This window comes from Candidatus Methylomicrobium oryzae, from assembly GCF_016745425.1.
Lineage (GTDB): Bacteria > Pseudomonadota > Gammaproteobacteria > Methylococcales > Methylomonadaceae > Methylomicrobium > Methylomicrobium oryzae.
The window spans coordinates 108,590-128,811 of sequence record NZ_JAERVK010000002.1 but is presented as its reverse complement, the minus strand read 5'-3'; the positions used below and the strand labels follow the sequence as shown (position 1 = coordinate 128,811).

General features: G+C 56.2%; 21 protein-coding genes. 12 read left to right on the top strand and 9 right to left on the bottom strand.

The features are described from left to right. Nucleotides 1–14 precede the first annotated feature (14 nt). Nucleotides 15–569, top strand: coding sequence for an ADP compounds hydrolase NudE (gene nudE, locus JJL52_RS02665; protein ID WP_202050849.1), 555 nt, complete (start codon nucleotides 15–17; stop codon nucleotides 567–569). On the opposite strand, the gene JJL52_RS02660 is transcribed toward nudE, so the two are convergent. Genes JJL52_RS02660 through JJL52_RS02635 form a run of 6 tightly spaced genes read right to left on the bottom strand, consistent with a single transcriptional unit; the run spans nucleotide 564 to nucleotide 7,509 of the window. Continuing rightward, nucleotides 564–2,255: a BatD family protein gene (locus tag JJL52_RS02660; RefSeq protein WP_202050848.1), complete on the bottom strand. Its 1,692-nt coding sequence runs from the start codon at nucleotides 2,253–2,255 to the stop codon at nucleotides 564–566. The genes nudE and JJL52_RS02660 overlap by 6 nt on opposite strands. A 51-nt stretch (nucleotides 2,256–2,306) precedes the next feature. Continuing rightward, entirely contained in the window at nucleotides 2,307–4,127 is a 1,821-nt protein-coding gene (locus JJL52_RS02655; RefSeq protein ID WP_202050847.1) for a VWA domain-containing protein, read from the bottom strand. Next, nucleotides 4,124–5,104 carry a vWA domain-containing protein gene (locus JJL52_RS02650; RefSeq protein ID WP_202050846.1) on the bottom strand — a complete coding sequence of 327 codons (981 nt, stop codon included), beginning with the start codon at nucleotides 5,102–5,104 and terminating at the stop codon, nucleotides 4,124–4,126. Before JJL52_RS02650 ends, JJL52_RS02655 begins: the two co-directional genes overlap by 4 nt. Next, entirely contained in the window at nucleotides 5,101–5,577 is a 477-nt protein-coding gene (locus JJL52_RS02645; protein WP_202050845.1) for a DUF4381 domain-containing protein, read from the bottom strand. Before JJL52_RS02645 ends, JJL52_RS02650 begins: the two co-directional genes overlap by 4 nt. Then, entirely contained in the window at nucleotides 5,578–6,516 is a 939-nt protein-coding gene (locus JJL52_RS02640; protein ID WP_202050844.1) for a DUF58 domain-containing protein, read from the bottom strand. Continuing rightward, nucleotides 6,517–7,509: an AAA family ATPase gene (locus tag JJL52_RS02635; RefSeq protein ID WP_202050843.1), complete on the bottom strand. Its 993-nt coding sequence runs from the start codon at nucleotides 7,507–7,509 to the stop codon at nucleotides 6,517–6,519. A gap of 374 nt (nucleotides 7,510–7,883) precedes the next feature. Here JJL52_RS02635 and JJL52_RS02630 point away from each other — a divergent pair, with 374 nt between their 5' ends. The 4 genes from JJL52_RS02630 to JJL52_RS02615 are packed head-to-tail and all read left to right on the top strand — an operon-like array spanning nucleotide 7,884 to nucleotide 10,889. After that, on the top strand, nucleotides 7,884–9,215 hold the full coding sequence (locus tag JJL52_RS02630; protein WP_202050842.1) for a POT family MFS transporter: 1,332 nt from the start codon (nucleotides 7,884–7,886) through the stop codon (nucleotides 9,213–9,215). Nucleotides 9,216–9,269: 54 nt separating this feature from the next. Continuing rightward, nucleotides 9,270–9,860 (top strand): DUF4124 domain-containing protein, encoded by a 591-nt coding sequence (locus JJL52_RS02625; RefSeq protein ID WP_202050841.1) that lies wholly within the window; start codon nucleotides 9,270–9,272, stop codon nucleotides 9,858–9,860. Between the two features lie 4 nt (nucleotides 9,861–9,864). Continuing rightward, nucleotides 9,865–10,695, top strand: a complete 831-nt coding sequence (locus JJL52_RS02620; RefSeq protein WP_202050840.1) for an SDR family oxidoreductase — start codon at nucleotides 9,865–9,867, stop codon at nucleotides 10,693–10,695. A gap of 2 nt (nucleotides 10,696–10,697) precedes the next feature. Then, a complete protein-coding gene (locus tag JJL52_RS02615) occupies nucleotides 10,698–10,889 on the top strand; it encodes a CPXCG motif-containing cysteine-rich protein (RefSeq protein ID WP_202050839.1) in 192 nt (63 codons plus the stop codon). Between the two features lie 132 nt (nucleotides 10,890–11,021). On the opposite strand, the gene JJL52_RS02610 is transcribed toward JJL52_RS02615, so the two are convergent. The 3 genes from JJL52_RS02610 to JJL52_RS02600 all read right to left on the bottom strand — a co-directional run bounded on the left by JJL52_RS02610 (nucleotide 11,022) and on the right by JJL52_RS02600 (nucleotide 13,428). Continuing rightward, nucleotides 11,022–12,194, bottom strand: coding sequence for a coiled-coil domain-containing protein (locus tag JJL52_RS02610; protein ID WP_202050838.1), 1,173 nt, complete (start codon nucleotides 12,192–12,194; stop codon nucleotides 11,022–11,024). 203 nt (nucleotides 12,195–12,397) lie between these two features. Further along, on the bottom strand, nucleotides 12,398–12,601 hold the full coding sequence (locus JJL52_RS02605; protein ID WP_202050837.1) for a hypothetical protein: 204 nt from the start codon (nucleotides 12,599–12,601) through the stop codon (nucleotides 12,398–12,400). Nucleotides 12,602–12,744: 143 nt separating this feature from the next. Beyond that, the gene (locus JJL52_RS02600) at nucleotides 12,745–13,428 is read right to left on the bottom strand and encodes an SDR family oxidoreductase (RefSeq protein WP_202050836.1); all 684 of its coding nucleotides are present in this window, start codon (nucleotides 13,426–13,428) and stop codon (nucleotides 12,745–12,747) included. 522 nt (nucleotides 13,429–13,950) lie between these two features. On the opposite strand from JJL52_RS02600, the gene JJL52_RS02595 reads away from it, so the two are divergent. The 7 genes from JJL52_RS02595 to JJL52_RS02565 all read left to right on the top strand — a co-directional run bounded on the left by JJL52_RS02595 (nucleotide 13,951) and on the right by JJL52_RS02565 (nucleotide 20,183). After that, on the top strand, nucleotides 13,951–14,451 hold the full coding sequence (locus JJL52_RS02595; RefSeq protein WP_202050835.1) for a transcriptional repressor: 501 nt from the start codon (nucleotides 13,951–13,953) through the stop codon (nucleotides 14,449–14,451). 51 nt (nucleotides 14,452–14,502) lie between these two features. Beyond that, nucleotides 14,503–16,548 (top strand): TonB-dependent receptor, encoded by a 2,046-nt coding sequence (locus JJL52_RS02590; protein WP_202050834.1) that lies wholly within the window; start codon nucleotides 14,503–14,505, stop codon nucleotides 16,546–16,548. A 76-nt stretch (nucleotides 16,549–16,624) separates the two neighbouring features. Next, nucleotides 16,625–17,845: a zinc metallochaperone GTPase ZigA gene (zigA, locus tag JJL52_RS02585; RefSeq protein ID WP_202050833.1), complete on the top strand. Its 1,221-nt coding sequence runs from the start codon at nucleotides 16,625–16,627 to the stop codon at nucleotides 17,843–17,845. Continuing rightward, nucleotides 17,838–18,083, top strand: a complete 246-nt coding sequence (locus JJL52_RS02580; RefSeq protein WP_202050832.1) for a hypothetical protein — start codon at nucleotides 17,838–17,840, stop codon at nucleotides 18,081–18,083. Before zigA ends, JJL52_RS02580 begins: the two co-directional genes overlap by 8 nt. 144 nt (nucleotides 18,084–18,227) lie before the next feature. Beyond that, nucleotides 18,228–18,539 carry a DUF1826 domain-containing protein gene (locus tag JJL52_RS02575; protein ID WP_236994005.1) on the top strand — a complete coding sequence of 104 codons (312 nt, stop codon included), beginning with the start codon at nucleotides 18,228–18,230 and terminating at the stop codon, nucleotides 18,537–18,539. A gap of 24 nt (nucleotides 18,540–18,563) precedes the next feature. Next, the gene (locus JJL52_RS02570; protein ID WP_236994004.1) at nucleotides 18,564–19,031 is read left to right on the top strand and encodes an amidohydrolase family protein; all 468 of its coding nucleotides are present in this window, start codon (nucleotides 18,564–18,566) and stop codon (nucleotides 19,029–19,031) included. A 156-nt stretch (nucleotides 19,032–19,187) separates the two neighbouring features. Beyond that, nucleotides 19,188–20,183 carry a CobW family GTP-binding protein gene (locus JJL52_RS02565; protein ID WP_202050831.1) on the top strand — a complete coding sequence of 332 codons (996 nt, stop codon included), beginning with the start codon at nucleotides 19,188–19,190 and terminating at the stop codon, nucleotides 20,181–20,183. Nucleotides 20,184–20,222 lie beyond the last annotated feature (39 nt).

The window sequence follows — 20,222 nt, the reverse complement described above, 5'->3', positions numbered from 1 at the left end:
AAGATCATAACACCGTGGCCGACAAACCAACCATCCTAAGCAAGACCACCGTCGCCAAAAGCCGTCTGTTCCATATAGAAGCGATCGAGATCCAATTCAGCAACGGCGTGCAGCGCAGTTTCGAGCGTCTGACGCGAGGCAGGCCGGGCGGCGCAGTGCTAATCGTGCCGATGCTGGATGACGACACCGTGCTGCTGGTTCGGGAATATTCGGCCGGCGTGCACCGCTACGAGTTGGGGCTGCCGAAAGGCAAAACCGATCCGGGCGAATCGTTTCTCGAAGCCGCGAACCGGGAACTGAAAGAAGAAGTCGGTTTCGGTGCGAACAGATTGCATCACCTGAGTTCGTTTTCGCTCGCCCCGTCCTATCTGGAACACATGACCGAAATCATCCTGGCCGAAGATCTCTACGAAGAAAAACTGCCGGGGGACGAGCCCGAAGAACTGGAAGTGGTACCCTGGAAGCTCTCCGAAATCAATGCCCTGCTCGCGACCGGCGAATGCACCGAGGCGCGTTCGATCGCGGCGCTGTTCATGGCGCTCGAATATTTGAAGGCGCGCGGCTTATAGACGGAACAGCGGCTCCAGGGCCTCGCGCTCAGCCTTTGTCCACTGTTCCCGGGCCTTGTTCTCGGTAAAGGCCTGATACAGTTTCTTACCCTGCCACGGAGTCGCTTCCCGGCTGTACAGCGCTTTATTCAACACCAGAATTTCGTCCCTGAGCCGCGCATCGCAAAAAGCGGCGATTTCACCCAAACTGTTCGCATCAAGTTTCTGCCGCCCCCACGCCAGCAGCGCCTTTTTGGCCGCTGAAGCATCGTTATTCGCACAGGCTTTTTTCAGGTCTTTGCGGTATTCGCTTAAGGCTTCGGCCACCGGCTGGTCAGCCTTATCCGCCTCGGTCCGGGGACGGCGCACCAGAAAAAAGGCCAGCGTTGCAAGCCACCCGGCCGCCAGCCCCGCGGAAATCCAGATCCAGATGTTCTGCGCGGCCGGCCGGCTTTCGATCGTCAAAGGCGCCCGTACGGCTTCCGGCCCAGTCGGCAAGGGCCGGGCTTCCTTTCCAGGAAGCGGGGAAGCCGCAGCGGCCACTTCGATCATGGTTTCCGGAATCTTCGCAATTTCCATTTGCTGAGTTTGCGTATTGAACCAAGGGATTTCAATTGCAGGCAGCTTGAAAGATCCGGCCTTCGACGGAATCAGGGCGATCTTTTCCTGGCGTTTGGCGACCACGCCATCCGCATTTTTTTGCTCATCAAGCACCGGCTGATCCGGATAGGATTTGACCGCCTCTTCCGAAGCGGCATGGTGCAGCTCCGGCAATTGTCCGACCGTACTGCCTTTTGCCCGCAGCGTCAGTGTGCGGGTCAAAGGCTCGCCGACTTTCATCTTTTGTATATCGCCGGACCACTCTTCTTTCAGCTCCAGTTGCTCGGCGGCCAGCCAATGCGGGCCGGTAAAGGAGGTCGGCGCCGGTTTGACCATCAGGCTGATCGGTTTCGAAGAAGCGCGCTGGGTCCGAGTGATGCCGGAACCGAAAAACCCGTTGAAAGCCGATCGTGCATGGGTCATCACTTCCGCAGTCAGCACGAGCGGCGGAATCGTAATCATTCCGCTTTTTTGCGGAAAAATCGCATAACGGCGTTCGGTGACCATATAATCGACGCCTTTCACCTGGGTCTGAAAATTCTTGTCATCGCCCAGCTTCTCGATTAACGCATCGGCCTGCTCCGGCTCGTCGATCGTCGCCCGAGCGATGTCGACCCGGGTGTAGATCCGTACGGTGTACAGAATCTGCGCCTGCACATAGGGATTTTCCGGCGTCGCCTCGACCTCGATGAAGATGTCTTCTGCATTGCTCAAGTTGCCGTTCGCGGAATGTTCGTTTACTACCAGGGCAGCCGGCTCGCTTGCGTCCTTGCCGAAACTGATCGGCGGTATCTCCAGACGGCCCGGATGCTTGGCCATTACCGTCAAAGTCCAGCGTATGCTCCGAGTCATCTTACCGTTAATCAAAGAGACGCTGTTGCTGCTGCTCTGCGACAGCACCTCGAAATCCTCTTCGAGCGGGCCGAAATCGGGCTCGCCGTCCGGCGCGGCGTCGGCGCTGAAAATGATCTGAAACGATTCGTCAAGATTGACCGGATTGCGGTCGAGGATCACCTGGAGATTGGCCGCGACAGCCGCATTGATGGCCAGCGCCTGGCATAACAGCAGCCACAGAGCTATCCAGCACCGCTTGATTTTTTTATCCATGGACGGAACTCCTCTGTGTTTGATTAAAGTGATCGGCATCATTTTTTATCGCTACTGCCTACCGGAGCGCTGCTGACGCAGGCCGTACTGGTACTTGAATTTACGTTTCAGTAAACCGCCCGGATCGTCGGGAATCCGGTTCAGCCATTGCTGATTAGCCTGCGCCGTCTCGTCGACAGGCTGCATGGTTTGGGCTTGCGTCGATGGTTCATTCTGCCCGGGTGAATCCCGTTTCTCTCCGTCTTTGGCCGCCGCAGAAGCTTCCTGAGACGATTGGGTTTCGGCCTGCTTTTCTTCCTCGCCGGCTTTCTCCGCATCATTTTCCCGGCCGGTTTCGGATTTGCCGGGTTGGCTCTCGCCGTTTTTTTGCTCGGAAGTCCGGTCTTTTTGTTCGGACTGCTGCTCGGCATCGGATTGGCTTTGCTCCGATTCCTGCGGATCCTGCTGTTGGCCTTTTTCCGAATCCTGTTGCTTGGAGTCGCTCTGCTGCTGATTCTGTTGGGATTGTTGTTTCTGCTGCTTTAGCGCCTCTTTGACCAGCTTTTTATTGTATTCAGCGTCTTTATTGTCCGGATCGATCGCCAACGATTTATCATAGGCGGCGAGCGCTTCCTCGAAGCGTCCCGATTTCGCGAGCACATTGCCCTGATTGTAAAAACCGGTTGCGCTGTTCGGCATCGGCAACTCGCCGTCCAGCGGTTTGGCCGAACGGTATTGCGCGGCCGCCTTCCAGTCCGGGTTTTCGAACAATTCGACCGCGCGATCGTATTGCTGCGCTGCAAACGCTGTCGCGGCCTGCTGGTCCCGGGTCTGCCACAAATCCTGCCAGTCCAGCGCATAACTGTTCTCCGGCAACGGCAGCAAGATGGCGAACGTCAGACACAACAAACCTCTCCGAAACGAAAACGCGGCCAACGGCAGCAGGGCGAGCACGATCCACGGGCCGAGATCGTCCCACAGGTCAATCAGCAGCCGGTTACCGCCATGTCCCTGGGCATCGGGAACGGCCGTATTGAGTTTCGCCAGCACGCTTTCGATATCGCTATCATCCGCCGTCAGGGTTTGGTAAACGCCGCCGCCTACGCCGGCCAAGGCGGCAAGGGCGTCCGGATGCAGTTTCGGCACCACGATCGCGCCCTGTTCGTTCTTTAAAAAACCGCCTTTCGGCAGGGCGATCGGCGCGCCTTCGGGTGTGCCCACGCCGAGCACCGATAAACGATAACTGCCCAGTTCTTTCGCCGCCTTCAGCGCGGAATCGGGCTCGACTCCATCGGTGATCAACAGAATCTCGCCTTTGGCCAGGCCGGCCTGCTGCAGCAGCCGTACGGCCAGATTCAGCGCTGACTCCGCCTGACTGCCCTGCGCCGGCATGATATCGGTGGTCAGGGCCTCCAGCTGACTCGCAATCGTTTCGGTATCGTCGGTCAGCGGCGTGACCGTGAACGCATCGCCCGCGAACACCAGCAGCGCGGTCTGGCCGTCCTTGCGCCGCTGCAGCAAGTCGGCGATCTTGTAGCGGGCTCGGATCAGGCGGCTCGGCTTGACGTCTTCCGCATCCATCGAACGCGACAGATCCAGCGCGATCACCAGAGCCGAATCGTTTCTGAACACCGGCGACGGCAGACGCTGAACCGTCGGTCCCGCCAGCGCGACAATCGCCAGGAGAGTCAGCAGGGCTCCCGACGCCAGAGACTTCCGGCTCGCATTCGCCGCTTTCTCCTGCAGAAGATAGGGCAACAGCGCTGCATCGCAGACCGCCTCCCAGTTGCTCCGGCTGAGCTTGTTCCGCAGCAGCAAGAACACAATCAACGCCGCCGGAACCAATGCTAATAGCCAGTAAGGCCGGATAAAATGAAATTCGCTCAAATTCATGATCCTCTCAAGCGCGACAGACCGATCGCCCCGGCCAGCACCAGCGCGAGACCCAAAGGCCAATAGAACAGTTCGCGACGAGGCCGGAAAAACTGGCTGTCTTTGTTGATCGGCTCCAATTTGTCCAGCAACAGGTAGATATTGTCCAATTCCCGGGTATTGCGGGCCCTGAAATAGCGGCCGCCGGTCTTCTGCGCAATGTCGAGCAGGGTTTTCTCGTCGAGGTCTCGCGACGGGTTGACCTTGCGGGCGCCGAACAGGCTGCGCACGATCATTTCATCCGCGCCGATCCCGATCGTATAGATTTTCAAGTGATGCTCGGCCGCCAGCTCCGCCGCTTTCAACGGCGACACTTCGCCCGCGGTATTCGCCCCGTCGGTCATCAAGATCAGGACCCGGCTGTTTGCGGGTTGATTTTTCAGGCGCTTGATCGCGAGGCCGATCGCATCACCGATCGCGGTATTTTCGCCCGCCATGTTGATGAAAGACTCCTGCAGCAAAGTCTTGACCGTCTTGCGGTCAAAGGTCAGCGGCGTCTGCAGGTAAGCCTGCGTGCCGAACAGGATCAGGCCCATCCGGTCGCCCACCCGCCGTTCGATAAAATCGCCCGCTACCCATTTGGCCGCGGTCAGCCGGTCCACCTGCTGCTTGTTGATCACGAAATCCTGTTCTTCCATACTGCCGGACAAATCGATCGCCAGCATCAGGTCGCGCCCGCTGACCGTCTGTTCGATCGGGTCGCCGAGCCACTGAGGGCGCATGCCGGCGGCCACCAGCAACAGCCAGGCCAGAGCCGCCAAACGCAGCGGCCATTGCCGGGGCCGCGAAACGGCCCGCGTTCCGCCGTCGGCAAAATCCTCCAGAAACGGTACTTTCATCGCCGCCTGTTCGGCCGGCAGCAGCGGCGGCAATAGCCGGCGGATCAGCCAGGGCAGCGGCAGCATGAGGATAAGCCAGGGCCAGACTAGATGAATCATTTTTTACGTTTGCGTTGCGCTTTGAGCCAGTCTTCACAGAGTTGGAACACATCCCGAACCGCCGGTTCAAACGGCGCGGCTTTTCGATAAGGCAGATCGAGGAATACGCGGCCGGGACCTTCGCTGAACGGCGCGCCCTTGAGCGAACGGTCCAAATAGCGCAGCCAGTCCTGCCCGGCCAGACCGGCGACTTCGCGGCGCGCATCGATGCTGACCGCAACCCGGCGCAGCAGGGCGGACAACTGTGCAATTTTTGCCCGGTCGTCGAGCGACGGATCGTTTTGCAGCGCCTTGAGCAGTTGGCGGGCGGTTTTGACCGCCGTTTTTCGGGTCAGCCGCCTGTACAGCCAATACAACATGCCCAGCAGCAGCGGCGTCATGACCAGAACCAGCCACCAGCCGATCGCCGGCGGCCACCAGCCGATCGCTTCCGGAATATGAATGTCGCGCAGCGGCAGATCGGCAACCGGCATTTATTGGCCCCGCATCAGATGTTTCAGAAGCTGCACCGGGTCGTCTGCGGTGCCGCACAGGACCAACTGGAACTTTTCCCGGCGGGCAAGCATCTGCAAACGCTGCAGGCGCTCCGCAAAACGTCGCCGGTACTCGGCCAAACGCTGTGCATCCGCGCTGTCCATCACCACATCGCGCTCCCCGTCGGTGAAACGGTAACGGCCTGTGGCGGGAAGACTTTGTTCGAGCGCATCGAACACAAAGAACAGGACCACATCGCAATGTTCGGCGATCCGCGACAGATGCGTCTCCGCCGCCTCGCTGAGCCCGCGAAAATCGCTGATCAGATACACCCGGCTGCCGGGACGGGCATGCTTGACCAATCGGGCCAGCACCTGCTCGAAAGGGTATTCGCCCGGTGGCCCCTGAACGGAACGATCCGTCAACGCATGCAAAAAATGCAGCACCGCCCGCTTGCCGTTCTGCGGCTTCAGCTCCCGGCAATCGCGGTCCGAAAAGATCTGGCCGCCGATCCGATCGCCATGGTATTCGGCGGTCCACGCCAGCAGCGCGGCGAGTTTCGCGGCCTGCACCGATTTGAACACGCTACGGGTCGCGAAATGCATTGCAGAGCGGTTATCGACCGAAACGAACACCGGCCGCTCCCGTTCTTCGCGGAATATCTTCGTATGGGGCTTGCCGGTACGCGCGGTGACTTTCCAGTCGATCGTGCGCAGGTCGTCGCCGGGCTGATACAGCCGCGTTTCGTCGAATTCCATTCCGCGACCTTTGAAGCGGGAGATATAGCTGCCGCCTTGAAACGCGCGGATTCGGCTTCCGGAAGGGGGAAAGCCCGCCGCGAAACGGGCCAAATCGACCAGCGTCTTCAGGCTGACCTTAACCCGTTCATCGGGCGCAACTTCGGAACGCTGCGCGGACTTTCGCTTGACGGACAGCATTTACGGTACGGCAATCCGGGCAATCAATTCCCGGATCACATGATCGGCGGTGATGCCTTCCGCCTCGGCTTCGTAAGACAGGATCAGCCGATGGCGCAACACGTCGAACGCGATGTCCTGAATGTCTTCGGGACCGACGAAATCGCGCTCCTGTAGCCAGGCTTTGGCGCGGGCGCAGCGGTCGAGGGCGATGCTGGCTCTCGGGCTCGCGCCATATTGCAGCCAGCCGGCCAGATCGCGGCCGTACGCTTCGGGATTCCGGGTCGCCAGGATGATCTGCAGCAGATAGTCTTCAAGCGCTTCCGCCATGTACACATCGAGCACCTCGTTGCGCGCGGCGAACAAGGTTTGTTGCGAAACGGCCTCGAAGCGCTCGGCCTTGGCGGTAAATTCGGAACGCGCTTCCTTTCTGGCCAGATGCAGAATGTCTTTTTCATGCTTCGGATTCGGATAACCGACCTTTACATGCAGCAGAAACCGGTCAAGCTGCGCTTCGGGGAGCGGATAGGTACCCTCCTGTTCGATCGGATTCTGCGTCGCCATCACCATGAACAAATCCGGCAATGGATAAGTGGCTTGACCGACCGTGATCTGCCGCTCGGCCATCGCCTCGAGCAAGGCTGCCTGCACTTTGGCCGGCGAACGGTTGATCTCGTCGGCCAGAATCAGATTATGAAACAGCGGCCCTTTTTGAAATTCAAACGTGCCTTGCTGGGGACGATAAATCTCGGTTCCGGTCAGATCGGCCGGTAGTAAATCCGGCGTGAATTGCACTCGGTGAAAATCGCCTTGAATACCCTTGCTCAGCACGTTGATCGCGCGCGTCTTGGCAAGGCCCGGCGCGCCTTCGACCAGAATATGGCCGTCGGCCAGCAAACCGATCAGCATTCGCTCAACCAGCACTTCCTGGCCGATGATTTCCCGGTTGATGATGTTTTTGAGTTTAATCAACGCCTGTTGCGTGATGTTCTGATTAGTGAGGGTTTCCGCCATGTTTCCGTCTCGTTTAACAGCCTGTTAATCCTGGATGACAACAACGTTGAGCAAAATTCTGCCGTAAGAACACGCTTTTCGGCAATGGTTCAATATTTTATCCGCTTTCGGGCCGCCAATCCTAGAGAGTAACTCTGTGCGGAAAGTCTGCATTTACTGTGGATAAAATTGTGCAAAACTGTGCGCCTAAACTTATCCACAAGCCGTCAACAGATTGGGAGCCGATTTAAAGACAGCTTGTGCGATTAAATAAATTATTGATAAGAAAAATTTATTTACTCTTAATCACAGTGTTTTCCGGAGTAATAACAATAAATAGATTTAAATTTTTTCATCCTGTTATGATTAAGACACAGGCAAATTTTTTCCACACGATGCCCTTTGATAAAAATCGGCAAGATATAACTACCGAAATACCGTCAGGTATTCCCTACATCATCGGAAACGAAGCGGCCGAGCGCTTTAGCTATTACGGCATGCGCGCGATTTTGGTGATCTTCATGACCCGCTATTTGATGAGCGCTTCGGGCCAGCCCGACCCGATGACGGAACGGGAAGCGCAGGGTTATTTCCATCTGTTCGTCGCGGCGGTGTATTTGATGCCGGCGTTCGGCGCCCTGCTGGCCGATTATTTCTGGGGTAAATACCGGACGATCATTGGTTTGTCGCTGGTGTACTGTCTTGGCCACTTGAGTCTGGCGGTCGACGATACCCGCCTGGGCCTGACGCTCGGCCTAGGGCTGATCGCGGTCGGCGCGGGCGGGATTAAGCCCTGCGTGTCCGCGCATGTCGGCGACCAGTTCGGCCCCGGCAATCTTCATTTGCTCGGCAAGGTTTTCGGCTGGTTTTATTTTGCGATTAATTTGGGCGCCTTTTTGGCGATGCTGATCATACCCTGGCTGCTTGCCCATGCCGGCGCCTCGACCGCGTTTGCCGCGCCGGGCGTGCTGATGGGATTGGCGACTTGGATTTTCTGGTTGGAAAGGCGCCGTTTCGTAAAAATTCCCGCAGCGGGCCCGCAACTGATCAACGATTTGAAAGATCCGGCGGTCTGGCGGGCGCTTGGCCGATTGGCCGCAATCTATGCGCTGGTAGCGGTATTCTGGGCGCTGTTCGAGCAGATCGGCTCGTCATGGGTACTCCAGGCCGAAAAAATGGACCGGTTAGTCGGCAATGTCGAACTTTTGTCTTCCCAAATCCAGGCGCTGAATCCGTTGTTTATCATGCTGCTGACCCCGTGTTTCTCGTACGGTGTTTACCCCTTTCTGAGCCGGCGGATCAGGTTGACGGCTTTAAAAAAGATTTTGTTCGGTTTATTTCTGACCGTATTCGCGTTCGCGATTCCTGCCGTGATCCAGATGCGGCTGGATCACGGCATCCAGGTGCATATCCTGTGGCAATTGCCGGCCTACTTGCTGATGACCGCCGCCGAAGTGATGGTGTCGATCACCTGCCTCGAATATTCCTATACCGAAGCGCCGAAATCGGCCAAATCGGTCGTGATGGCGGCCTATTTTTTATCGGTGTCGCTAGGCAATTTATTCACCAGCGCGATCAATTTTCTGATCGAGCATGCAGATGGCGGGATGAAATTGTCGGGAGCCGGCTATTTCTGGTTCTTTACCGGGCTGATGCTGGCAACCGCGCTGCTATTCGTCCCGCTGTCGCGAGCGGCCGAAAAGAAAGATTCTGCGCATAGGGCTTGATGCCGATTTGGCCTATACTCAATGTCTATTTTATTGTCGGACAGGCGAAACACCATGAAACTCATCGTTATTTTATTCGGTGCCCTGTTTTCGCTCGCGGCCAGCGCGGGCGTTTACAAATGCACCGACGAGACCGGTAAAATCGTTTACAAAGCCAATCCCTGCGCTATGGGACAGAGCAATGTAGAGATCGACCTCAAAACCGGTATAAAGAGGGATCTGGATCGGGAAAAAAAGGAGCAGCAAATGAAAGACGAACAGGAACAGGCGAAACTGAACGCACAGGAGGAGGAAGAAAAAAAACAGGCCGAGAAGCAGGCCAAGCTGAAACAGGAAGCGAAGGACGAAAGCGCAAAAAATCAGTTCCTGATCAAAAATAACCCGTTAAAATACTCGGCCTTTGCAATTCCGCCCTACGATCCGGAACAATTGCCGTCCCTGGTCAAAAATTTTGCCGCGCGCCTGCCCGAGATCGAGCGTTTACGGCGTGCTGCGGCCGAAAAAGCCCTCGCGTCCGGTCAATGCGGCCGGGTCGAGTCGGTCGAATTGAACGGCAAAAGTACGCAAGATGCGCTGGTGTTTCTGGTCGATTGCAGCACCGGCAAAAAATTTTATTTAACCGAGCAGGAAATCAAGTCTCTTTAACCCGATGAAGCCAGCGAAAACGATCCTTATTACCGGCTGTTCGACCGGTATCGGCTATACGACCGCGCAAGTTCTGAAAGCGCGCGGCCATACGGTCATTGCGGCCGCGCGCAAGGCCGACGATGTTGCCCGCCTGCAGGCCGAGGGCTTTACCGCGCTGCGGCTCGATCTGGCCGACAGCAGCAGCATCAAGCTGGCGGTCGAGCAAACGCTCGAATTGACCGGCGGCAGACTGGATGCGCTGTTCAATAACGGTGCTTTCGGCCAGCCCGGCGCGGTAGAGGACTTGAGCCGGGAAGTGCTGCGTTTTCAGTTCGAAACCAACCTGTTCGGGACGCACGAACTGACCAATTTAATCATCCCGGTGATGCGCCGCCAGGGCTATGGCCGGATCATCTACAACAGCTCGGTTTTGGGACTGGTCGCGCTGACCTACCGCGGCGCTTATAATGCGAGCAAGTTTGCGCTCGAAGGGCTGGCCGATACCTTGCGCCTGGAGCTTCGCGGCACCGGCATAGCGATTTCGCTGATCGAACCGGGCCCGATCCTGAGCCGTTTTCGGGAAAATTCGTTCGCGCTGTATAAACGAAATATCGATGCCGAACGCAGCGCTCATCGCGATAAATACCGGGCGATGGAAGCGCGCCTGCAGAAAGAAGGCGCGGCGGTGCCTTTCACGCTGCCGGCCGAGGCGGTCGCCGAGAAAGTCGTGCATGCGCTCGAAGCGAAACGGCCAAAAATCCGCTATTATGTGACTTTTCCGACCTATCTGTTCGGAACGCTGAAGCGGCTTTTGCCTGCCGCCTGGCTCGACCATCTCTTGATTAAGGTGTGACGATGCAGGAACCCGACGAAATCGTGATCGATTGTCCCTATTGCGGCGAACCGCTCGACGTGCTGGTCGATACTTCGTCCGGTCCCCAGCGTTATTATGAAGACTGTTCGGTCTGCTGCCGGCCGATCCTGTTCATCCTTTCCGAGGATGCAGCTGGCGAGCTGGTCCTGGACATCAAGCGGGACGATGAATGATCCCCTTTTTGCCAGCTTGGGGCACAAACCGCTGTAGGGTACGCTGTGCGTACCACATTGAGGTGGTGAAAAGGTACGCACAGCGTACCCTACAACCGGACATCAAGCGGGACGATGAATGACCCGGCGTTTTTAGCGGAAACTATCCGGATGCAGGAAACCGCCGAGAAAATCGTCAAAGTCATCCGTCGGCCGTTTTTTCGGAATTTTGTAGGATTTTAAAAAGGCCTTCAGCGCGGAAGGGTTCCGAAAAATTCCGATTTCCTCTTTCAGTTTGCCAATGTCGCGGCGGAGTGAGCCGATATCCTGCTCCAATGCCATCATCATCGTCTTTGGGCTGAGCCGGGCATAAAACGGCCGCCCCATTCGCCCGTTGAATTCCTGCTCGTAGCCCAAGACTTCCTGTTCCAGTTCGAATAGCTGTTCTTTCAAAACCTTGATGAAATATTTCAGCCGGTCTTCGGCGATATTGTTCAGGTGTTCCTGGTCGATCTGCTCGGCTTCGAGCTGAAGCTCCAAGAGCTGCAATAAATTCTTTTTTTCGTAGGCGGCATTGACGCGCTGCATCAGCTTGGTCTTGCGCTCGCGTTCCTCTGCGTCCGGCTCGCGGTCGGGGTGCAAAGCGGCGGCCAGCTTGCGGTACACTTCGCGGATCGACTGGCTGATGTTTTGCTCTTCCTGCCGTTTCCGGGCTTCTTTGTCGAGCTGTTTTTGCGTCTTTTTGCGCTTGGCCCGTTTTTCCTCGGCCTGCCGCTGCTTTTCGGCCTGTTCGGCCTCGGCTTCCCGCATTTTCTCATGCAGGAAGGCCTGCATTTTTTCCAGAGAACTGACGTCGACCTCGTCCCCGATCTCGATCCCGAACATGCCGCCCATCATCGATTTCATCAATTCCGCCGCCATCGCATCGGCTTCTTCCTGCGCCGCATCGATATCGTCGCCTATGTGTTTGTTGTACAGTTCCTTCAATTCGTCTTTGCCGTGTTCGAGAATCAGCTGCTCGGCCAATTCGGTCAGGATATGCCTGATTTTGGCTTTATCGCTTTTAGTGAAAAGTTTTTCGCCGTAGGCGCGATCCAGCAGATAGACCATATCGACGCGGTGCTGATTGAAACTGTCGCAGAGTGCCTTGTATTCGCTCGCTATTTTTTGATTGTACAGCGGCAGGGTTTCCTGCCATTCGAGCAGCGCCTGTTTCTGCGCCTCGATTTTCTTGAGCAGGTTATTGAACTGCTTTTGGGTCCTGGACAGTTCCTTAACGGCAGAAGTTTGAGTAATCCGGATAACTTGATGATTGCGGTGAGGCATGGCGAGGGAAAGAAGGAGAAAAGATAATCGCCGATTGTATCAAATCTCGAGAGGTGCAAAACCGCGCACTGGACTTGGACATTTGCCATTAGGCAGCAGGTGTTCGGTTTGAAGAAACCGCAGCCCGGAACCGATCAGCTAGGAGGAAACTGCAACCGGGCTGCGGCAATTGGCAGCACGCCAAAAGAGAAGCAGACTACAGGCTACCTCAATGACAATTCATATTCGTCCAGTTCGCAACGGTTCACCGCTCTCTTACGGGCCTGAACATTGCTGTTTTGCTCGCGAAACCAGCCGATCACTTCCGGGCTCAAGGCCAGGTCGAAGCTTTCGCTGATTTCATCGAAATCCCGCCATACGGAGGCCGAAGACGCTTTGCTCTTGGATGGGGTTAATTTTCGTATCATGACGCGACCTTATCGATTGATAATAATACAAGTCAAGTATAGTTTAGCTTTATGACACGATCATGACCGCGAATGTTCCTGGCTTCAAATGAGACTTATATTTCTGCCGAATGCCGGAATAAGCCGTATTATCACTCCCGGCGTTACCAAGGCAGAATCGAGCCGTCGTATTTCAAAAAACAGCCGCTATGCCTAAGCGTCGAGTCCGCAATGACCCGGCGCATTCCGCTTACGCTCAGTTCCGCATCGATCAGCGCGTTGGGCCCGCCCATGTCGGTCTTGACCCAGCCCGGATGCAGGATGAATACCCCGATCCCGAGACCTTTCAAATCGATCGAAAGACTCTTCATCCCGGCATTCAGAGCGGCCTTGCTGGTCCGGTACAGAATGCTGCCGCCGCTGCCGTTGTCGTCGATGCTGCCCATCTGGCTACTGATCGCAACGAGCCTTTTCAGCTTGCCGCGCTGCAGATGCGGCAGGAAGGCTTCGGCCATTTTGACCGGCGCCTGCGTATTGACCAGCAAGGTTCTTGTCCAGGCCGCATAGTCCAGTTGCCCGAAGCCGTGGCCGGAACTGTCGCCGTAGATGCCTGCGTTATTGATCAGCACATCGACCGGCGTGTCCTTGATTTCTTTCGCTAACCGGTCTATCTGTGCAAAATCGGCTACATCCAGCGGCAAAAGCCGCACATTCGCGATGCCGGCCAGTTTATCCGCCTTTTCCGGTTGCCGGCAACACGCCAGTACCTCCCAGCCTTCCGCCGCGTATTGTTTACAAAATTCCAATCCCAGACCGCGGCTTGCGCCCGTTACCAATACTGTAGTCATTATGGTTTGCCTTCTGCGTAGTTGTGATTAACCGAATACCGGCAACGACAATTTTTAGAAAAATTCTGCAAGAGTCTTATTTTAGTCCAGGTTTAACCGAAGTATGTTCATGCCGGCCAGGATAACTGGTCCTGGATACATACGGCACTGAATTTTTCTGCCGGAGTCGTTACATGCGGGCTCTGGACGGTCCAGCCGGTTCGCGCCGGCAGCGTTTCTTGGGGTACGCTGACGATAGCCGGGAAAACGCGTACGAGCGCTCAAGCAAAATGCGCGAAAGGGCATTCAGTCGAGTCATGCTCCATATAAGCCCTAATTGCTTAGGTGTTTCGAGCGAAAACGATAGAGGAATTCTTAGTCGGTGTGAAGCAGCCATTTCTGCTATTAGCCAACAATCCGAACGTCTGATTCATAACGGGTTGAAGACATCGCCAGTCTTCTATTATCCCTTAGATCAAAGACAAGCTTGCGGGTCTTTGGATGTGATGTTATATTATCACATAAATAGCCCTAGCGATCATTATGACAGCTGTATATCCCCTCTCTACTTCGACCTATGCTTCCCCCAACCATGACCATCATGGCTGTCGTCAAGCCGCTGTGCGCACGGCCGAGCTGCTTTGCCAACAGCGGGGGGGTCGTTTTACGGAGATTCGAAAGCAAATACTGGAGCTGATATGGGAGAGTCATCGCGCCGTAAAAGCCTATGATTTGCTGGATAAAGTAAAGCTGAAGTCGAGTAGCGCCAAGCCTACCACCGTTTACCGCGCTTTGGATTTTTTGCTGGAACAAGGATTGATCCATAAAGTGGAAAGTTTGAACGCTTATATCGGCTGCAGCCATGCCGATCGCAAGCACGAGCAATTGCTGTTGACCTGCATTCAATGCCACGAAGTTGAAGAAAGAACCGCAGAGCGCGTAATGGATGCGATCGCCCAAGCGCTACAACAAGCGGGCTTCATGCACCAATATAAGGCGGTTGAGATTCACGGTCTTTGCGCCAAATGCGCCTCCGTTCGTTAATCCTGTCTATTTTTTGTTTGAAAAATGTAATGATATAACATTCCATTAAATATGATACCGAAACACAAGCAACTGATTTTACTCGCCGCATCCGGTAGTCTTGCTTTGCCCGTGCAAGCGGAACAGCAACCGGACGTTGAACTGGATCCGATCATTGTCACCTCGCCGCTGCAGTTGAAACTCTCCGACAGCGCAATGCCGGTTACCGTCTTGAGCGACGAGGAATTGCGCATGAAGACCGGCCACAGCATCGGCGAAACGCTGAAAAACGAATTGGGCATCCACAGTCAATCGTTCGGGCCGGGCGTCGGTACGCCGGTGATTCGCGGCCAAGCCGGTCCCAGGGTCAGGGTCCTGAACAACGGCATCGGCAGCAACGATGCGTCAGCGATCAGCCCCGACCATGCCACCAGCGTCGAACCCTTGCTGGCAGAACGGATCGAAGTTCTGCGCGGCCCGGCCACGCTGCTGTACGGCAGCGGCGCGATCGGCGGTGTAGTCAACGTGATCGACAATCGGATTCCGGATCGAGCCTTCGACAAAGCCCTGAATGCAGCCCTGGAACAACGCTTCGACTCGACCAGCGACGAAACCAGCACGGTGATGAAAGTCGAAGGCAGCAAAGACCATCTTGCCTACCATGTGGACGGCTTTTACCGCCACCGCAGCAATCTGAACATTGGCGGCAGCGGCATCGATACCGCCAAAGTGGCAATGACCGACCCATCGTTGGATGTGGTCGACAATCCGAAAGGTTATTTGAATAACACCGGCGCAGAAGCCATTAGCGGTTCCGCCGGTTTGTCCTGGATCGGCGACAACGGCTTTGCCGGCGCTTCAATCAACAATATCAATAACAACTACGGCATTGCGCCGGACGGCACCGGCGAAGAGACCGTGCAGATCGCGATGCGCCAGAACAAATACGACTTCAAAAGCGAGTTGGCCAATCCGTTGCCGTTCATTAAAAGCGTGCGTAGCCGCTTGGGTTATACCGATTACCAGCATACCGAAATCGCCAACGGCGAGCCGGGAGCGTTTTTCACCAACAAGACCTACGAAGGCCGCCTGGAGCTGGACCATAACGACATCGGCCCTTTGCGCGGTACGGTTGGATTTCAAGCCCAGTCCAGTGATTTCCATGCTACGGAAAAACTGACTGGCCAAAGTATCGTGCCGCGCTCGGACATCAGCAGTTATGGTGTATTCGGTGTCGAAACGTTTGAGGCAGGCCCGTTGACTTACCGGTTCGGCGTGCGAGTCGAGCAAACCGATATCCGTCCTGACGGTCACGACAGTCTGAGCTATACGCCGGTCAGCGCCTCGGCTTCGGCGCTGTGGAAAATCGATACGCAAAACAGCTTGAATCTGGCTATTACGCGTTCGTCGCGCGCCCCCAACGTGCAGGAATTGTTGTCCGATGGATACCACGATGCTACCCGCAGCTACGAGCGAGGCAGTTTGAGCCTTAAGGAAGAAACCTCCTACAACCTCGACCTGGGCTACCGTTTCCGAAATGACTGGATGCGAGCGGAACTGAATTTATTCCACAACTGGGCCAGCGATTACATTTATCAAGCCCGCACAGGGCAATTCGTCGACGAAGACGGCAACCCTTGTGTCGTGGATTGCAAACCGGTGGTGCTCAGCAACCAAGCTGACGCTATCTTCAAAGGCTACGAAGCGAAACTGATTTTCCCGCTGATGGAAAACCGTAACGGTCTAGTGGAGTTAACCTTGTTCAGCGATTACACGCGCGGCGAATTCGTGAACGGCGGCGACGTACCGCGGATGCCGCCGCTGCGTTACGGACTGCAGCTGGATTACAACCAGAACAAGCTGTCGAGTTATTTGCGCTTTACCCGCGCGGATGACCAGCCGCATGCCGGCGACTTCGAAACGTCGACCGCCGGCTATTTTCTGCTGGACGTCGGCGTCAACTATCAACTCCAGGCCTTTAAAGACGCCAAGCTGTTGCTGTTTGCGAAGGGCAACAATCTGCTCGATCAGAACATCCGCAATGCGACTTCCTACCTGCGCAATTTCGCGCCGGAAGCGGGACGGGGTGCCGAGATCGGATTTCGATTGAGTTATTAAGCTACCTAACCTTGATTGAGCGCGCATCAGAGAGCGCCTTTTTTTGAAACAATGAGCGTTATATTATAACATAACAATGATCGACTCGAATTTACCTCAGGCTAATAAACTTCCCGTCACCGTGCTGTCCGGTTTCCTGGGCGCGGGCAAGACTACTTTGCTGAACCACATCCTCGGCAACCGCGACAACCGCCGGGTGGCAGTGATCGTCAACGACATGAGCGAAGTCAACATCGACGCCGCGCTGGTCAAAAACGAGATACAACTGAATCGCGGCCAGGAAAAACTGGTCGAAATGAGCAACGGGTGTATCTGCTGCACCCTGCGCGAAGACTTGCTGGCCGAGGTCGGCAAGCTGGCCAACGAAGGCCGCTTCGATTATCTGGTGATCGAATCGACCGGCATCGCCGAACCGCTGCCGATCGCCGAGACCTTTACCTTTCGCGACGAGCACGGCGTCAGCCTGTCCGACGTGGCCCGCCTGGATACCCTGGTCACGGTGGTCGATGCGGTCAATTTTCTGCACAATTACCAGGAAGCCTTGAGTCTGAAGGAAGCGGGCGAGGCATTGGGGGCGGAGGACGAGCGGAACATCGCCGACCTGCTGGTCGACCAGATCGAATTCGCCAATGTCATTTTAATTTCCAAGATCGACCTGGTCAGCATTGACGAACTTGCCAACCTGAAGGCGATCTTGCGCAGCTTGAATCCGGAAGCCGACGTCATCCCGATGGTGATGGGCCAAGTCGACTTGGCAAAGGTCCTGAGCACGGGTTTGTTCGATTTCGAAAAAGCCGAGCGAGCGCCGGGCTGGCTGAAGGAGTTGCGCGGCGAACATACGCCGGAGACCGAGGAATACGGCATCGGCAGTTTCGTTTACAGCGCGCGCCGGCCGTTTCACCCGGAACGTTTTTACCGGCTTTTGCACGAAGGCGAATGGGACAACGGTACCTTATTGCGCTCCAAAGGGTTTTTCTGGCTGGCCTCGCGCCCGGAACATGCCGGCAACTGGTCGCAGGCCGGCGGCATCATGCGCCACAGTTTGGCCGGACGCTGGTGGGCGTCGGTGCCGAAGCGGGAATGGCCCGAGGCGTATTTGGCGGACATTCGCGCGCAGTGGCTGGAACCCTATGGCGATTGCCGGCAGGAGCTGGTATTTATCGGCCAGAACGTCGATGCCGATCAAGTTCGCCGCGAACTGGATGCCTGCCTGCTGACCGATGCTGAACTAGCGGCCGGCCCGGCCGTCTGGCGCGGCTATCGGGATGATTTTCCGCAATGGTTCGGCAATGGTTGACGTCGATACCTACCTGCACCTGATCGGCGGCGAAGCGCTGATTATCCTGGGCATCGTTATCCCGTTGCTGGACGACAAAGCCCACAATCGCGCGCTGTCCCTCTTATTTGCGGCCGTGCTGGGCTTGATGCTGGTCCACCTCGTCTCCCATGTGTTGCCGAAGCGGCTGGCCAATTTCATCTACAGCTCGCACCACGCCTACCGTTCCCTCCAAACACAAGAGACACAACGGATATGAATGTTGCCTTGCCGACGATCGCCGCCTGTCTGGCCGTGAGCTTATGTTCGCTGTCCAGCGCCTTCGCACTGTGGCTGCCCCCTGACACTTTGAAGCGCATCGTGCCGTTTCTGGTGGCATTGGCGGTCGGTGTTCTGCTCGGCGATGTGCCCGCGTTTTCATGTCGATTGGGTCGCCGCCAGGATGATTTGCAGCTACGGCGGCAGCGGCACCGAATGGCTGCCCGAAAATGCGCTGGACCGTTCCAAGCTGGGCATGGGCAGTGGCGGTCAGCCCGACGTCCAATCCGGCCTAATGACCGACCCGACCGCGATTAAGCAAATGCCGGTCTTTGCGGTGGGCTTGATGAAAGGCGAACATGGGGAAGGCAATGAGGGCCGCGGCTTGGCGCACCGCTCGCCGATGCCGGCCGACGCGCAGCCGCGCCGGTTGCTGCTGACCTTGGATATGTTGTAAGCCGATTCCATAATCTACGATCCCATGCGCATCAAACTGAATAACGGTTCCATTTACGATCCGACCCAAAATTTACATGGCGAAACGCACGACCTGTTCATTCAAGACGGCATCATCGTCGCCGATCCCGGCCCGGCAGCCCGTTTCGACGCGGTGTACGACTTGACCGGCCTGACCGTGATGGCCGGCGGTATCGACATCCACAGCCACATCGCCGGCGGCAACGTCAACACCGCCCGGTTGCTATTGCCCGAGCAGCACCGCAACCATATGGCGCGACGGCTTAATCATGCGTTTAGTACCGCTAAATGGTTCAGTACCGGCACCGGCTACCGCTACGCCCGGATGGGCTACACCACCGTGGTCGAACCGGCGATGCTGCCGGTCAATGCGCTGGACGTGCATCTGCAAATGGCCGATATTCCGATCCTCGACACCGCCGATTTCGATTACCTCAAGCAGGTGCGTTTTCGTAATATTGCGATGCTCTAACCCTACCGGCGGCGCAAAACCATCCTCAGTTACCGCCGCTACGATTAACCCGGGCAAATCATGAGCACGCGGTGCGCGGCGAGCGCGTCGTGGTGATCAGCGCTCCGCAAACGCCCGGCTGATTTATGCCTTCTGAATCCATTGGAGACCTGCTTTATGAATTCCGCTCAAAAACTCGACTACCCGGTGCCGGTCACGATTCTGACCGGCTTTCTCGGCGCCGGTAAAACCACATTGCTGAACCGTATTCTGACCGAACATCACGGCCGACGCATTGCGGTGATCGAAAACGAATTCGGTGAAACCGGTATCGATAACGAACTGCTGGTGCAAGCCGACGAACAGATCGTCACGATGAACAACGGTTGCATCTGCTGCACCGTGCGCGGCGATTTGGTACGCATTCTCGGCGAATTATCCGAGCGTCGGGAAAGCGGCGAAGCAGTCTTCGAGCGAGTGATTATCGAAACGACAGGCCTGGCCGATCCGGCGCCGGTCGCGCAGACCTTTTTCATCGATCAAGACATTGCCGAAAACTATAAACTGGACGCCATAGTCACCGTCGTCGATGCCGTACATGCCCATCAACAACTGGAAGCGCATCACGAAGCGCAAGAGCAAGTCGGCTTTGCCGATCGTATTTTGCTGTCCAAAACCGACCTGCAGGAAGCCGAGGTCGTATCCGATCTCGAAACCCGCCTGCGTGCCATAAACCCGAGAGCGCCGATCAAACGCATACATTTCGGCGAAACCGAATTGCAAGACATTCTGGACATCGACGGCTTCAATTTGGACGACATCCTGAAGATCGAACCGGATTTTTTGCAGGACGTCAGCCACGAACACGAAGACGACATCGGTTCGTTCGTGTTCCGCACCGATCGCGAACTGGACGCCGCGCGCATCATGGCTTTCCTGCAGATCATGATCCGCGACTACGGCAACGACCTATTACGCTATAAAGGTATTTTGAATATCGCCGGTTGCGACAAGAAAGTGATTTACCAGGGTGTGCACATGCTGATGACCGAAAACTTCGGCAGTCCTTGGCAACCCGGTGAAACCAAAGTCTCCAGTCTGGTTTTCATCGGCCGTAATTTACCTAAAGAGGACATGTTGGAAGCTTTGAAGTCATGCCAGGTTCCGGTTTGATTTAGGCGGGTCGGAAGCCGAACAGTCAGCCGTTTCGCA